Source organism: Streptomyces sp. NPDC046866 (assembly GCF_040704625.1).
GTDB lineage: Bacteria > Actinomycetota > Actinomycetes > Streptomycetales > Streptomycetaceae > Streptomyces.
On record NZ_JBEYXN010000036.1, the window covers coordinates 1 to 13,588 of the forward strand.

Consider the following 13,588-nt stretch of genomic DNA (forward strand, 5'->3'; position numbering starts at 1 on the left):
GTGCCGATCGACGACCTGCTCGCCGCCCTGGCCGGCCCACGGGCCGAGGAGCGGCACGACGCCGGGGCCGTGCGGCATCTGATGGGCTGGAAGACCCGCCCGCGCCAGAAGCGGGACGTCGCCGGCCTGCCCGAGCCACTGCGCGCCCGACTCCTGGCGCACGCCCGCCGCTCTGGAGACTCCGACAAACAGGGCCGCGCCGAACGGTGGTTGGCATCCCTGCGGGCCTGAGAAGCCGGGTGGCCCTGGCTCCCCGACGTGCGCACGGCCACCTTCAGGGTGGGGACGTACCGCTGTACCTCACTGGCCACGTTCGGGTATATGCCGACACCGGGCCGCTCGCGATCACACGGCCCTGAGGCAGCTGCCCCAGACCCCCTATGTCGTTGCCCAGCGGTATCTGCGGCACGTCGGCAAGGACTGCCTGGTCGCTTTCGACGCGAACCTCTACTCGGTGCCTGCCCGAAAGGTTCACCCTCGCCAGCTGGTTGAGGTCCGTGTCACGAAATCGCAGGTCAGCCTGCGCTCGACCGTCCCCGATGCTGGCGGGCTGACGCTGCTGGCCATCCATCCGCGGGCGGTCGGCCGCGGAACCCGCGTCGTGGACGAGAAGCACTGGGACGGTCTGCCCACCGGCGCCGGCCGCCGCGTCACCAGGGGTGACGATTTGCCCTCCCCCGCCGCAACCAGCAGACAGGACCGCTGCAGGCTCTTCTCAGCCGGGCTGCCGCCGCCCACGCCGAGGTCGGCCGCCGGCCGCCGTCGGTCTATGACGAGCTGACCGGCACCCGGCCCTTCAACCCGTCCGCCCGGACCAAGGACGCCCGTTGAGCGAGCTGACCAGCACCCGCATCCGCACCACCGCCGCCCGCCTCGGGCTGTCGCACCTGGGCGAGTCCCTGAGTCACTACGTCCAGCGGGCCGACGAGGCGAAGATGGGCCACCTCGACCTGCTCGACCTGGTTCTTTCCGAGGAACTCGCGGTGACGGAAGGTCAAAGACCTGGCCACCCTGTCCTTCGTCGAGGACAAAGCCAACGTCGCCCTGCTGGGACCGCCCGGAGTCGGCAAGACCCACATTGCCGTCGCCCTCACGGTCGCGGCCTGCCGAGCCGGCTACTCGATCTACTTCACCAGCCTCGACGACATGGTCCGCCACCTCAAAGCCGCCGAGGACCAAGGCCGACTGATGAGCAAGCTCACCAGCTATCTCCGACCCGGCCGTCCTCGTGGTCGACGAGGTGGGATACCAGCCGCTCGAGCGGGCCGAGGCGAACCTGGTCTTCCGAGTCATCTCCAAGCACGACGAGCGGGGCTCGATCATCCTGACCTCGAACAAGGCCTTCGGAGAATGGGGCCAGGTCTTCAGTGACGAAGTCCTCGCCACCGCGATCCTCGACCGACTCCTGCACCACTGCGAGGTCGTCTCCATCAACGCAACAGCCACCGCCTCAAGAACCGGCTGGCCGCCATCGAACGAGACCGTCACGAGGCAGCCTGAAGGACGGGCCTCGACCTGCGGAGACGCTGGCCTGGTGTCGCAGACTCTCTCGTCGGAGGATCGCCTCGCCTGGCCCTCACAGCCTCCCTATCGGCCGGACACCGCGAGGGCCGATCCACCTTGCTCTTCATCTGCCCTCTTCAGAGCGCTGATTTCACGGCGGCGCCAACGTGTGACGGCCGCAACGGCGATCACCCCACCCAGCAAGGTGGCCAGGGGAATGCCCCAAGCCGCGGCCATGAACAGGTTCCCGAGTGATTCCATGACGCCCCCCTTTCGACGGGACCCTACTCGCTCCGTGAAGCGCGGCTTCGGTGACAAAGACTGGTGCACAGGTCTCCGTACTGGGTGGAGCACTCTCATGAGTACGCCGAGACAGCCCGCTGGCTCTGGTGCGGGGTGCCGGTGCGCGGTGCCGGGCAAGGCTCTGCTGCGGTATCGACGGCCGTCCCTAGGCTTCCAGGCGTTCAGGCGCTTGGGGTCGAGCTGGGCCGGGTGGTCATGGTGCGGGCGTCGGGGAGGAAGTCGCTCCAGGATTCCTCGGGGATCGCTTCCACCGCCGTCGTCAGCAGGCGGTGGGGCTGGGTGTTCAAGCCGGTCACCGTCAGGGTGCGGTGTGACTCGCGGCAGGAGGTGCGCTGGTGGTGCAGCAGGTGCAGGCCGGCGACGGCCATGAACGACACGTGTTGGAAGTCCCACTCGACGCGGGTGATGAAGGCGGGCAGGTGTCGGCCTGCGGCCAGCAGATCGGGCAGCGCGTAGAAGTCGATGTCTCCGGTGGGTGTGATAACAGCCGTCTCGCCGTCGAAGCGGGTAGTGGCGGTGGTCATGGTGGGCGCCCCCAATCGAGGGGGTCATGAGCCCAAAGGCAATCGCACACCCGTCACAAGAGGGTGCCCGACAGCAATGGCGGGGACCGAATGCCCGTGATGGGGGCGATGCCCGGAACCCGTAAACCGGCGCCCGCGGGCAGCAGGTACCGGCCGTCTCTTCGTCCTTCGAGCGTCCCACACCTACAGTCACCCCGGTCAAGCCCCGGCCCCGTGTGATCCCCCACGCGAGGCATATGTCACCTCCCAGGCCACATGAGACACCCCACGTGTGAGATGCATTGCCTCTCCATTTAACCGAACCGGCTGAAGGGGCCGTGGCGCCACCGCTGTCCGGGAGGGCGCTGCACAACCGGACATGGAGGCCCCCATCGTGAGTGTGCCGGGGGGCGGTGCGGCGGCCGTCGCCAGGGACCTTGGTGGTGGGGGTGGCGAGAGCGCGTGTCGGTGAGGGGCGGGTTCCCGCATCGGTGCGCAGCTTGTGTAGGGGGATGGATGGGGCCGTGCCGCCCCTCAGCGGGCTCGTGCCGAGAGCTGACCGTCCGACCAGTGTGTGTCTGTCAGGCCGGCTGCATCCTCCTCAGCAGGGGCCGAAGCCAGGCTGCTGCGGGTGACTCGCTCGACGACGACACACGACGGCGCCCGCCGCGAACGGCGGGCGCCAGCGCGAGGTCGCCGGGGACGGCGTCCACCCGGGGGTGTTCACCGAGGTGTTCTGGGCGACCCTGCACGGACTGGCAACCCTGACCCGGGCGGGACGGCTGCCGCCCGGGGGCGCCGAACTCAGGGTGGAGCTGGTGGTGGACCGGCTCGCCATCGTCTGACACGCCATGCCGGCGGGCACACAGCCGGAGCCCTCCAGCCCCACCACTGCTTGCCCGCCCGCGACAAAGAGGCGGGGCTGGACGTCGGTGGCAATGGCGGCCGCCTGGTCCATGTGGACCTGGGCGTTGTTGTGCACGACCTCGCCAGGACGTGGCCGCCCGACGCGTCAAAGTCCCGGCAGCGGGGACAGCGAGAGCGCCGGCCGCCGACGGCGCAGCCACCACGACTGACTGAAGAAGGCTGACTATGCCATCGCCGATCCTTGGTGTGCACCTAGATGATCAAGTCCGATGTGTTCGGCCGCACGCGGGGCAGCCGAACTGATCATGCTCGTGGCTGGGCGTTGTCACACCTCGCCCCTATCTTGTTGTCATGCCATCGATCGCCGTTCCCCAAGTAGGCCTTGAATACTGGTCTGAGGGCGACCTGGACCTGCTCCGCAAGAGCAACATGCCCGAGATGACCGAACACCTCGGCGGCCCGGAGACCGAGGAACAGCTCGTCGAGCGGCACCGGCGCTATCTCGACCCCGATGCGAACGGGACCATGTTTCGGGTTGTGCTGCTGCCGGAAGGGCAGGTGGTGGGGTCGACTGGCTTCTGGGACCACGAGTGGGGCGGCGAGCCAGCCTATGAGACGGGCTATGGGATCCTGCCGGAGTTCCAAGGGCGCGGCCTGGCGGTAGCGGCGACCGTCGCGGTCGTCGGCAAGGCCAAGGCGGATGGCAGGCATCGTTTTCTGCATGCTTTTCCCTCTGTCCACCATGTCGCGTCGAATGCGGTATGCCGGAAGGCGGGGCTCGAACTCGTTGAGGAGTGTGATTTCGAGTACCCCAAGGGGCACTTCATCCGCTCGAACGTGTGGCGGATGGACCTTTCAGCGGCTGGCGAGTAGCCGCCCGGCTACCGGCGGGAGCGAAGTTGTGTGGCCCAGGCACCTCGCGTGGGCTGAGCAGCATCGCCGCTTGACGGCGCGTCGGGGAATGCACAGAGGGTGTTCAAGATCGCTGGGTGACGGACGACCTGGACACCCCTGCTGACCGCACTGCACGTGAAGATCGATGACGAGCTGGAGATCGGTCGGTGGATGGGTAGGCCGCCGCGGCTGACCGACGCCGAGTGGGTTGCCCTCACGGTCGCGCAGGCGCTGCTCGGCTTCCATTCTGAGACGCGCTGGCTGCGGTACGCGAACGCGCACCTGGCATCGATGTTGCCGTACCTGCCGCAGCAGTCCGGGTACAACAAGCGCCTCAGGCCCTCGTTGCCGCTGGTGAGGAAGGCGATACGCATGCTCGCCGTCGATACGGACTTCTGGTTCGACACCCACTGGATGGGTGGCGTACGCGGCCCCGGCGGTTCACCGGCACCCGCCGCGGCCGGCCCGGCTTCTGCCGTCGCTGGGCCGACCCGGCGCCCCGCGCGTTGTACTGGTTCAGCCGAAGACGACCGATCGGACCTTGAGCCGCTCCGAGGCACCGCCGGTGTGGGGGCGCAGGCGGAAGGAGTCACCTTCGCAGTCGGTGCCGGTGAACACTGTTGCCCAGGTGTCGGTGCGGTTGCGCGGCGTGTGGCCGGGCTCGGGGTTCTCCTGGCCGACGCCGGGCAGGTTGATGCACTCGTTGTCGGCAGGATCGATAAGGAAGCCGGTGGTGTCGTAGCCCTCGACGGTGACGTAGTCGTAAAGGAACCGTCCTGACGCTGCGGAAGCGGGTGTGGAGACGGAGACGGCGAGCAGGGCAGCACCGAGGACGGTGGTGAGAACGGAACGCAGACGCATGACGAGGCCTTCCTGCTGACGGGATCGTTGCCGCTGCGATCATGCCTGCCGGGCACGCGGATACGGCCCCCGTCACCCGCACGCATGATGGCGAATCGACCCTGCACCCGCCAAACGGACGCACATCCCGACCCCGCCATCGCCCACTTACCCTCTGAGCGTTCGTTCCAGCCCCGGCCGCAGAGCTGGGACGGGCGCCAGGGTGCAGGCCGGGGAGGAAGTCGCCCTACTCCTCGTCGGTGGAAGGCCGGACGACGGTGTCCGGGCCCGGCGACATCAGGGTTTCGTGTCCGTCTTCGAGTCGCACCCGGTAGGGCGGCGTACCCTCGCGCCCCAGCACCTCGATGACCTCGGCCCACCGATCGTGCTGGCCTGCAACCCTGCCGTGGACAAGGAGCCTGTCGCCTACGCTGGCCCGCATCCTGTCGCCTCTCTCCAGACGCCGTGAGCTGGACTCATACCCAGCAGGCCGTCCTCGCCAGCGCGAACACCGAGATGTTCCTGCCAACTGGTGAACCCGTGACGGTGAAACCGGCTGTGCGAAGTCGGGCCACAGGTGTCCGGATGAGATCGATCTTGCTGGGCTCGGCTACTTCGAGGGGGCTTCGAGCTGGGCGGGAATGCGGCCGGCGCGCAGCTCGCGCAGGTGGAGGATGTGGCGCTGTAGAGCGTGCCCTGAGGGCTTGGCCACCTGCCCGGCTCCAGCCCCACCGACCCGGCACAACACAGGTCCCACGTTTGACCGGCGCGGATGCGAGCAGGAGAGCGGTCACGACCGATCCGGTACAACACGAGGAGGTCCCCATGTCGGGCACCGAGAAGACCAAGGCCACCGCCGAGCAGGCCAAGGGCAAGACGAAGGAAGCCCTCGGACGTGTGTCGGGCAACGAGCGGATGACCGCCGAAGGCCGCGCCGAACAGGCCAAGGGCGATGCCCGCCAGGCCAAGGAAAAGACCAAGGACACCTTCCGCCACTGACCGCGGACGCGCGTCCTGTCCACGGTGCGGCCCCCGACCCACTCCCCCAGGGTCGGGGGCCGCACTACACCCCCCAACCCAGCCGTCGAGGGCCGGTAACCGGCCCGGCCACCGCGGATCGACGAGAACTCCCTACGGGCCCAGCCGACCGGTCACCCGTCGGCCACCAGGCAGTGATGAGCGGAGCCTCGACAGGACGCCGATGGGCTTGAGATGACGGCCGCGATGGGGGTCGTGTCTCGTTTGGTGACCGAGCACCATGGGCTTCAGGGCCTGGCTGTCGTGTGTATCGGCGGCCGAGACGCCGACGAGGAGGGGCAGTCCGGCCGCATCCGACGGGACGTGCATCTTGGAGCCAGGCTTGCCCCGGTCCACGGGGCTCGGACCTGTGAGTTCGCCCCCTTTTTGGCCAGCACGTGCGCGGAGTCGAGGACTGCTCGGGAGAGATCGAGGACCCGGCGTCGTCGAGCCGGTACAGGATCTCTTCGTGCAAACAGCCCCAGCCCCCGCCCTCGACCAGATCAGGAACCGGCGGTGGGCCGTGGACTTCGATATCCCGAAGCAGGGTGGCAGGGCCCGCCGGGCACACCGCTGACCAGCACGTAAACGATCGCGGCGAACAACGTCTCATCAGGCGTGTCCTGCGTCAGCCGCCCTGCGGCCGCACCCTCGAAGGTGGGATCAGCGGCTTCGCGATCTCCCACAGCCCGTCCGGAACAATCCAACTCCACGTAAACCTACGCGTACGCAAGGGCCGGATTCACCCCTGCGGAGGACACAAAACGGGGCTGGCCACCTGTCGGCGCCGGCCCCCGGGAGAACACTTGGCAGCGGGCGGCGGGTGGATCAGCGGATGGTCAACCGACGGCCGCGGCCGGCCCCTGGCCGAACCGCGTGACGTCGTCCACGCCCACGTCCTCGCTCTCCGAGGGGCGTGGCAGCAGACCTACGCAGACCTCGCGCACACCCCCGCCGGGGAGGGCACGACCGTTCTGCGGCGCCGGCTGATCGTCCTCTCCGGGAACCGGTGCACCCACCCCTACTGGGCGGCCTCCGCCGTGGCGGGCCGGCGGCGTCGAACTGCGCCGCGCCGCCCGCACCCACCCGCCGGACCCGACGGAACGACAGGCAGCAGCATGAGCGAACAGACCATCAAGCCCCGCCCGCAGGCCCCACCCGTCGCCTGGGCCGGCAGCCAGAACCGCCCTGCGCGCGGCCCTGTACGCCGCGTGAGTGATCGGCGTGGCTGGCCCGAGTGAATCTAGGCATGTCAGCTTCCGTCACCAAGCCGCGCGGTTCGGCATTGGCCTAGGTTTCCAGGACTGTCTCGGCCTATAGCCGCTACCACTGGCGGTTCGGGTGTTGCTGCGATGCGGAGGAGGAACCGTGCTGTACACGGAGATCGTGCGGTTCCGGTTGAAGGACGGGGTCGACACCAAAGACTTCCTGAAAGCGGCCTTCCGGATGGACCGGGAGTTCCAGCCGACCCAACCCGGTTACGTGGCCGGCAGCCGCCGCACCGTGGTCTCCGATGAGGGCGAGTGGAGCATCTCGGTGGACTGGATCACCAGGGAAGACTCGGAGCGGTCCCAGGCGGCGTTCCGTGAGGCGGGTGAGGTGACCCGCGATTACCTCGCTGCCATGGATGAGGGTTCGATCCGCATCGAGGTCTGCACGCTGTACCAGCTCGGTGACGAGGAATAGGTGCTGCCCCTTCTCATGAGCGGATAGTCGTTCCGGACCGCTGCGGTTGTCCGCGCACCTCTTCGTCTCTGAGCGGCGCATTCGGGTGCCCTATCCCTGGCGGCGGATGCTTCTATCCGCGAGCCACGCGGCATCGGTGCCCGAGCGCCACCTACTGGGTCGTGGTCAGCCAGCGGGTGACGACGGTCTCGATGTAGGCGTCGGTCAGGGGCTCGCGGTCGAGGAAGCGGCGGAACATCACCGGTCCGATGAGCAGCGTGAACTCGTCGGCCGTCATCTGGACTCCGGAGGGGGCCAGGAGTTCGTTGAGCGCCTGGTGGCGGTCCTGGCTGATCCGGGTCAGGGCCTGGGCGGCGTCGGGGTCCCGGTCTGCCTGGGCGGCCAGTGCCATCAGCGCGCTGGCGGTGGCTGTGTCGCTCAGGCCCTGGCGCAGGCTGTGCAGGTAGGCGGTGAGCACCTTGCGCGCATCTGTTCCGGGCGTCGGGTAGCTGGCGGCGTCGCCTGATTCCAGCATGACGTCCGCCAGCATCGCCTCTCTCGTGGGCCAGTGTCGGTAGAGGGTCTGGCGGGTCACTTGGGCTCGTTCGGCCAGCAGCGAGTAGGTCAGCGCGGTGGGGCCGACCTCGGCGAGGAGTTCCCGGGCGACCGTGAGGATGCGGGCGCGGGTGCGCTGGACCCGGGGATTGGACGGGTTGGGTCGGTCGAAGGCGGCAGGCGTCACATCGCAATCATACGGGTCGTATGCTTTCCTGGAATCATCCAATGTGTTCGCTTGTTCGTGGGTCAGGCAGACCCCGGCAACCACCGAAGAGGCACGACATGGCCGTCACCATCGACGCTCACTCCGACACCTTCACCGTCATCGTCACTTTCACCCCCGACCCCTCCCGACGGGAGGAGCTGGTCGAGGCCATCCGCGCCTTCGTCGTGACCGTGGTGCGCCACCAGCCCGGCTTCCTCTCCTCCACCGTCCACGTCAGCGCGGACGGCACGCGGGTCATCAACTACGCCCAGTGGGCCGACCGCGAGGCATACGAAGCCTTCGGAGCCAACGGCGCGGTGATGGACCAGCGCGGCGCGATCACCAACTTCCCCCATGAAGGCCAGCCCTACGAGATCGCCTTCCAGGTCACCGCAACCGCCTGACCCTGCCGGGCCCCACTCCCTCCCCCTCACACGAAAGCAGACCTGCTCATGCCGTTCACCATCAGCTACGACCGTTTCGGCGGCCCGGACGTCCTCACCGTCACCGAGACCGACCTCCCCGAGCCCGCGCCCCAGGAGGTGCGGGTGAAGGTCAAGGCCGCGGGCGTCAACCCGCTCGACAACAAGATCCGCCGCGGCGACCTCGCCGGCGTCTTCCCCGCCCAGTTCCCGATCGTCCCGGGCCTGGACGCCGCTGGCGTCATCGACGCCATGGGTGAAGCCGTCGCCGGCTTCACCGTCGGCGACGAGGTGTTCGGCGTGGCACCGGGCGGCTCGTACGCCGAGTACGTGTTGATGCCCGCCCCGGTGGCAAAGCCCGCCGCCCTGCCCTGGGAGATCGCGGCCGCGCTGCCCACCGTCGGCGAGACGGCCTTCCGCGCCCTGAAGCACCTGGACCTGGCCCCCGGCCGGACCCTGCTCATCCATGGAGCGGCCGGCAGCGTCGGCGCCATCGCCGTCCAGCTGGCCACGGCGCGCGGCATCACCGTCGTCGGCACCGCCGGCGCAGGCGACGTGGAACGGGTCACCGCCTTGGGCGCGACCGTCGTCCCCTACGGACCCGGCTGGCGCGAACGGGTCCGCGCCGCCGCCCCGCAGGGTGTGGATGCGGTGTTCGACACCTCCGGAGCCGGCGTCCTTGCCGACTCCGTCGACCTGGCGGGCGGTCCCGACCGCGTGATCACGATCGCCGACATGAACGCCGCCCAGCACGGCGTGCGCCTGACCGGCATGGACCCCGCCGACCGCGCCCCAGAAGCCCTCCCCGAGCTCGCCGCCCTCGCCGCCGCCGACAAGCTGACGGTGGAGATCTGGCGGACCTACCCCCTCAAGGAAGCCGCAAAGGCCCAGGACGACCTCGACAACCGCCGCAACCGCGGCAAGGTCATCCTCTTGCCCTGACCGCCCTCACGGGACGCCCTGAGGCCCGCCACACAGGCGGCCGGCCATACGGCCTGCGGCCGACGGTACTGCCGACCGCAAGCATGTAAGGCGTCGAGGTACCGGTGGCGAGACCGTCATCGCCATGCTGTGCCCGAAGGCGAACCTGGACGTGCTCACACAGGAGCCGGCCGAAGCCCAGGCAGCCGCCCGGGCCGCTGCCGAGGCACCCGACGGGGTCGGCACCCTCGCGTCGTACTGGACCGAGGGTCCGCTGCCCGCGACGGGGACGTGGAACGCGCCTGGCAAGGGCGGCGGGCGGCGGCTCGTTCCCGGATCCCGGCCTGGAGCCGGGCGGCCATCTCGAACGGCGGCGGCCTCCAGCGCCCGGCTGGGCAGCTCCACCGCGGCGACGTCCGTCATCGGCTCCGGGTCCCGGCCGGCCCTCCGCCCGGGGCGCAAGCTCGGGCGCGGGCTCGGGGTGGCCGGCACGGTGTGGTGCGCGGGCGGGGCCGGGGAGTTCAGGCGGTCCGCGCGGCGGAGCGCGTGGACGTGGGCGGTCAGCGTCACGGCGGCGAGACGAGCCCGCTCGTACGGGGAGGCGGACCGCTTCCGGGTCAGCACGCGCAGCACCGCCTGGTCCGCGATGCCGTGCGGATACAGGGCGCGCAGGTCAGCGGTCAGCATCCGTCGGCTGGCGGGGCGGGTGTGGCATCTCGCACTTGGTTGACCCGCTGCCTCTTGGCCTGGCTGCACGCGGGCACCCGCGACACTGCACGCCTGCCGTCGCCGGGCGGGGCAAAGACGTCTCTGCTGCCAGCGCGAACATGGATTGGGGCCGCGCGGCAAGAGCTGCGCGGCCCCGATCTCGTTCCTCCTACCTCCGGCCGCCGCCCGCGTCATGTGTGCTCGTTCGCTGCCTGAGGCGCTTCGCTTCGAGCGAGCGCGTAGGCGCGGATCTGCGGGCGGGGGTGGGGATGGTCAGGCCGGGTTGATGTTCTCCGCCTGCGGGCCCTTCTGGCCCTGGGTGACGTCAAACGTCACGGCCTGGCCCTCCTGGAGCTCACGGAAGCCGGAGGAGTTGATCGCCGAGTAGTGGGCGAAGACGTCCGGGCCGCCACCGTCCTGCGCGATGAAGCCGAAGCCCTTCTCCGCGTTGAACCACTTCACAGTGCCCGTAGCCATATCCATGCCTTCCAGTCGATGGACGCCTCCCGCACCATGCGGGAGGCGGAGGTGATCGCCCTGGTTCCTGCGGCACAGCACAGCAAAAGACCCACGCCGAAGGCGTGGGCGTAACGGCAACGTCCGAACCACGACAGCTGACCCAGACGGTACACGCACACACCCGCTGTCACCAGACCAGAGAGGCCGCGTCACAGAAGCGCCCCCGCGCCGTCCTCTGACGGCAGGTCGTGTCAGGGTGCGGCCGGATGGTCTTCGGCGGCGCGGCGGTATTCGGCGTTGAGTCGCTGAGCTTCTTCGAGCTGGTCCTCGAGGATGACGATCCGGCAGGCGGCCTCGATCGGGGTGCCCTGGTCGACGAGCTGGCGGGCTCGGGCGGCGATCCTGAGCTGGTAGCGGGAGTAGCGGCGGTGTCCGCCGGCGGAGCGGAGCGGGGTGATGAGGCGGGCTTCGCCGATGGCGCGGAGGAAGCCCGGGGTGGTGCCGAGCATTTCCGCGGCTCGGCCCATGGTGTAGGCGGGGTAGTCGTCGTCGTCCAAATGGTCGTCGAGCGGGCCTGTCGGATCGGGTGCTGTCATGGAACCTCTCTTGTGGAACGCGTGGAGGGGCCCTGGCGCCTATGGCACCAGGGCCCCGAAGGAACTGCTACACCATCTGCCGACCCTGATCGTGCGTCGGCCTTCTGTGTCCGCTGCCTCGACCGGAATGCTGTCGGGGCTGCGGGGATCGCGGTTGCTTGACCGGAGACCACCTCACTATCGATGTCCTGCGGTACCCGGGATCCAACTTCCTCCCGGGCGATCCTGATGGCGTCTCGTTCCTCCGTTCTTCCCTCGGTGATCAACTGCCTTACCAACGGGTACTGCGTACTGCTCGTGGCCTCACCTAGCGCCACGTTCCGGCAGCCAGCCCCGTCGCCCATCCTGCGTCTGCTCGGGCTCAGGAACCCCACTGCCGGACTCCCCGGTGCGCGCGCCCGCAGCCGACGCCTTCACCGAGGTACCGCTGACTGACTTCACTGCTGGGTACTGCCGACTGCACTTACTGCCGCTGCGTTAACTGCGGTACTGCTTGCGGCGGCCCCTGATCACTGCGGGCCACCCGGTCCGGTCACCAGTCCCGTCGCCGTCCTGCAACCAACCTGGCTTCGAAACTCCGTCACCGCACCGTTGTGCGCACTGCAACTGCGGGTGTTGCGGTCTTGCTGCCCGGCAGTTCGTCTCTGCCGAGCCCTTCGATCTCTTCGGGATACGAGAGAAACCATACTGGCACCGCCCGGCAATGTCTACCTCGGCCAACATAGATTTTCGTAGGTTCGAGGACGAGGTAATCGACCTCGAACAGCGGCACCGAAGAACGCAGAGGCGACCGCCGCGGGGTCGTGCCCCCCTGGACGGGGCACAAGCACTGGGTGACAGGCCCCGGGCGGGGCGCTTCAGGGGACCGAGGTGTAGTTGATGCGCATGATGAGCGTCCACGTCGCGGCCGCCTGCTCCGCTGCCATCGCCGGCGCTCGCGAGCGAGCCCGAGACTTCCTCGAGGTCCTGTTTGCCCCCGCTCGGAGCCGAGTCCGCCGACACCGTGGTCCTGGTCGTGTCGGAACTGGTCACCAACGCCCTGCTCCACGCCAGCGGCACCTGCACCCTGGAACTGACCGCCCACCCGGACAGCTCGAGGTGGCCGTCCACGACCCGAGCCCGCAGGCACGCGCATGCGCACCCCCGACCTGAACCGCGGCACCGGCGGCTTCGGCTGGCCCATGGTCAACCGTCTCGCCCGCACCAGCCATGTGGTCGGGGCCCCCAAAGGCGGCAAGACCGTACGTGCCTTCCTGCCCGGTAGAGCCGTTGCAGCACGTCGCCCGCACGGCGGCGTTCCCGCGATGAGCCGACCTCGTTGAAGCCCAGGAGACCGTCCCCGGGCCGGTCCCGGCTCCGGTGGTCCCGGCCTACCCCAACGCCAGGACCACCACCGCCTCCACCTACCCGCCCCAGCAGGCCCTGCGGCCGATGCCTGCCCCAGAGGCACGGAAGGAATACCTGCGGATATCTGGACGACCAGCGACACCGGCGAGCCGAAGGCCAGACGCGGGTCGACAGGAGGGCTCCGAAGACTGGTCTGCCGCCCCTTGAGTGGTCGAGGCGGCGCACTGCAGCGGGGGCCGCTGCTTTGGCCTCCGGCCTTGCCCAGGGAGTAGGCAAAGCAAAGATCGTCTGGACGCCCCGCACGGCGGGTGTCCGAGCTCTGCGCCCTCTTCTGCCGCTGGAAGGGACAGCCGCTCACATTCAGGAACTGTCCCACGCCGACCACGTCCTGAAGCGACCGGCCGGACACGGTCGGGCCCGGCCACGTGCGCGGGTCACGCGACACCCGCACCGCCGACCGCACCGTGACCGCCTGGGCCCGCGACAACGCAGCTGACCTGCGCCGCCGCGCCGGACAGATCACCGCCCTCACCGACTTCCCCGCCGACCCCGACCACGCGGTCGGCAAGCTGAACCTGGCCCTCGTCGCCAACAACGACGCCGCCCGCTGCGTGGGAGGCGACGGGGCTCGAGGCATCGGTGACGGTCCAGGTGCCGGCTGCTCACCGGTGATCGTGCCCATGGCCGCTCCCGTCGTGCGGGGCCCGGCCGTTCCAGGCCGTCGCCTTTCGACGCTACGGGCCGGGACTGACCGCGCGGCGTGAAAGGGGGGACCCCAGC

At 69.3% G+C, this 13,588-nt stretch carries 13 protein-coding genes and 6 pseudogenes; 12 read left to right on the forward strand and 7 right to left on the reverse strand.

Annotation, left to right across the window (positions count from 1 at the left end; all coding sequences use genetic code 11):
• From AB0953_RS32445 to istB, 3 genes and pseudogenes are all read left to right on the forward strand, one after another.
• On the forward strand, window positions 1-231 hold a 231-nt coding region (locus tag AB0953_RS32445; protein WP_366863168.1), incomplete at its 5' end, for a hypothetical protein.
• A gap of 97 nt (window positions 232-328) precedes the next feature.
• A pseudogene (locus AB0953_RS32450) lies at window positions 329-831 on the forward strand (IS21 family transposase); the annotation flags it as partial.
• A pseudogene (gene istB / locus AB0953_RS32455) lies at window positions 828-1,500 on the forward strand (IS21-like element helper ATPase IstB). The pseudogenes AB0953_RS32450 and istB, both read left to right, overlap by 4 nt.
• 467 nt (window positions 1,501-1,967) lie before the next feature.
• On the opposite strand, the gene AB0953_RS32460 reads toward istB, so the two are convergent.
• On the reverse strand, window positions 1,968-2,330 hold the full coding sequence (locus AB0953_RS32460; RefSeq protein WP_366863169.1) for an STAS domain-containing protein: 363 nt from the start codon (window positions 2,328-2,330) through the stop codon (window positions 1,968-1,970).
• Window positions 2,331-2,998: 668 nt separating this feature from the next.
• Here AB0953_RS32460 and AB0953_RS32465 point away from each other — a divergent pair.
• From AB0953_RS32465 to AB0953_RS32475, 3 genes and pseudogenes are all read left to right on the forward strand, one after another.
• Window positions 2,999-3,154: pseudogene (locus AB0953_RS32465) on the forward strand (TetR family transcriptional regulator); the annotation flags it as partial.
• Window positions 3,155-3,527: 373 nt separating this feature from the next.
• A complete protein-coding gene (locus AB0953_RS32470) occupies window positions 3,528-4,049 on the forward strand; it encodes a GNAT family N-acetyltransferase (RefSeq protein WP_366863170.1) in 522 nt (173 codons plus the stop codon).
• 192 nt (window positions 4,050-4,241) lie between these two features.
• Window positions 4,242-4,427: pseudogene (locus AB0953_RS32475) on the forward strand (IS982 family transposase); the annotation flags it as partial.
• 159 nt (window positions 4,428-4,586) lie between these two features.
• Here the strand turns inward: AB0953_RS32475 and AB0953_RS32480 are convergent.
• Both AB0953_RS32480 and AB0953_RS32485 read right to left on the reverse strand, forming a co-directional pair.
• Window positions 4,587-4,931, reverse strand: a complete 345-nt coding sequence (locus tag AB0953_RS32480; protein WP_366863172.1) for a hypothetical protein — start codon at window positions 4,929-4,931, stop codon at window positions 4,587-4,589.
• 226 nt (window positions 4,932-5,157) lie between these two features.
• Window positions 5,158-5,352: a DUF1918 domain-containing protein gene (locus AB0953_RS32485; RefSeq protein ID WP_366863173.1), complete on the reverse strand. Its 195-nt coding sequence runs from the start codon at window positions 5,350-5,352 to the stop codon at window positions 5,158-5,160.
• A 383-nt stretch (window positions 5,353-5,735) separates the two neighbouring features.
• On the opposite strand from AB0953_RS32485, the gene AB0953_RS32490 reads away from it, so the two are divergent.
• Complete coding sequence (locus AB0953_RS32490) at window positions 5,736-5,909, forward strand: CsbD family protein (RefSeq protein WP_366863174.1); 174 nt, start codon at window positions 5,736-5,738, stop codon at window positions 5,907-5,909.
• A 204-nt stretch (window positions 5,910-6,113) separates the two neighbouring features.
• Here the strand turns inward: AB0953_RS32490 and AB0953_RS32495 are convergent.
• Window positions 6,114-6,660, reverse strand: a pseudogene (locus tag AB0953_RS32495) (transposase); the annotation flags it as partial.
• 635 nt (window positions 6,661-7,295) lie between these two features.
• Between AB0953_RS32495 and AB0953_RS32500 the strand changes: the two are divergent.
• Window positions 7,296-7,613: a hypothetical protein gene (locus AB0953_RS32500; protein ID WP_366863175.1), complete on the forward strand. Its 318-nt coding sequence runs from the start codon at window positions 7,296-7,298 to the stop codon at window positions 7,611-7,613.
• 151 nt (window positions 7,614-7,764) lie between these two features.
• Here the strand turns inward: AB0953_RS32500 and AB0953_RS32505 are convergent, their stop codons facing one another.
• Entirely contained in the window at window positions 7,765-8,334 is a 570-nt protein-coding gene (locus AB0953_RS32505; protein WP_366863176.1) for a TetR/AcrR family transcriptional regulator, read from the reverse strand.
• A 98-nt stretch (window positions 8,335-8,432) separates the two neighbouring features.
• Here AB0953_RS32505 and AB0953_RS32510 point away from each other — a divergent pair, with 98 nt between their 5' ends.
• Both AB0953_RS32510 and AB0953_RS32515 read left to right on the forward strand, forming a co-directional pair.
• A complete protein-coding gene (locus AB0953_RS32510; protein WP_366863177.1) occupies window positions 8,433-8,759 on the forward strand; it encodes an antibiotic biosynthesis monooxygenase family protein in 327 nt (108 codons plus the stop codon).
• A 48-nt stretch (window positions 8,760-8,807) separates the two neighbouring features.
• Entirely contained in the window at window positions 8,808-9,719 is a 912-nt protein-coding gene (locus AB0953_RS32515; RefSeq protein ID WP_366863178.1) for an NADP-dependent oxidoreductase, read from the forward strand.
• A 960-nt stretch (window positions 9,720-10,679) separates the two neighbouring features.
• Here AB0953_RS32515 and AB0953_RS32520 read toward each other — a convergent pair.
• Both AB0953_RS32520 and AB0953_RS32525 read right to left on the reverse strand, forming a co-directional pair.
• Window positions 10,680-10,883, reverse strand: coding sequence for a cold-shock protein (locus AB0953_RS32520; RefSeq protein WP_019072426.1), 204 nt, complete (start codon window positions 10,881-10,883; stop codon window positions 10,680-10,682).
• A 233-nt stretch (window positions 10,884-11,116) separates the two neighbouring features.
• Window positions 11,117-11,461 carry a MerR family transcriptional regulator gene (locus AB0953_RS32525; protein ID WP_366863179.1) on the reverse strand — a complete coding sequence of 115 codons (345 nt, stop codon included), beginning with the start codon at window positions 11,459-11,461 and terminating at the stop codon, window positions 11,117-11,119.
• A gap of 879 nt (window positions 11,462-12,340) precedes the next feature.
• On the opposite strand from AB0953_RS32525, the pseudogene AB0953_RS32530 reads away from it, so the two are divergent.
• Together AB0953_RS32530 and AB0953_RS32535 are read left to right on the forward strand one after the other, a co-directional pair.
• A pseudogene (locus AB0953_RS32530) lies at window positions 12,341-12,783 on the forward strand (ATP-binding protein).
• A 450-nt stretch (window positions 12,784-13,233) separates the two neighbouring features.
• Complete coding sequence (locus AB0953_RS32535; protein WP_366863180.1) at window positions 13,234-13,572, forward strand: hypothetical protein; 339 nt, start codon at window positions 13,234-13,236, stop codon at window positions 13,570-13,572.
• The last annotated feature ends 16 nt before the right edge of the window (window positions 13,573-13,588 follow it).

Bases quoted from the DNA above. Each gene is read 5' to 3' on its own strand.
- AB0953_RS32460 (WP_366863169.1), bottom strand. From the start codon at position 2,330: ATGACCACCGCCACTACCCGCTTCGACGGCGAGACGGCTGTTATCACA.
- AB0953_RS32470 (WP_366863170.1), top strand. From the start codon at position 3,528: ATGCCATCGATCGCCGTTCCCCAAGTAGGCCTTGAATACTGGTCTGAG.
- AB0953_RS32480 (WP_366863172.1), bottom strand. From the start codon at position 4,931: ATGCGTCTGCGTTCCGTTCTCACCACCGTCCTCGGTGCTGCCCTGCTC.
- AB0953_RS32485 (WP_366863173.1), bottom strand. From the start codon at position 5,352: ATGCGGGCCAGCGTAGGCGACAGGCTCCTTGTCCACGGCAGGGTTGCA.
- AB0953_RS32490 (WP_366863174.1), top strand. From the start codon at position 5,736: ATGTCGGGCACCGAGAAGACCAAGGCCACCGCCGAGCAGGCCAAGGGC.
- AB0953_RS32510 (WP_366863177.1), top strand. From the start codon at position 8,433: ATGGCCGTCACCATCGACGCTCACTCCGACACCTTCACCGTCATCGTC.
- AB0953_RS32515 (WP_366863178.1), top strand. From the start codon at position 8,808: ATGCCGTTCACCATCAGCTACGACCGTTTCGGCGGCCCGGACGTCCTC.
- AB0953_RS32520 (WP_019072426.1), bottom strand. From the start codon at position 10,883: ATGGCTACGGGCACTGTGAAGTGGTTCAACGCGGAGAAGGGCTTCGGC.
- AB0953_RS32525 (WP_366863179.1), bottom strand. From the start codon at position 11,461: ATGACAGCACCCGATCCGACAGGCCCGCTCGACGACCATTTGGACGAC.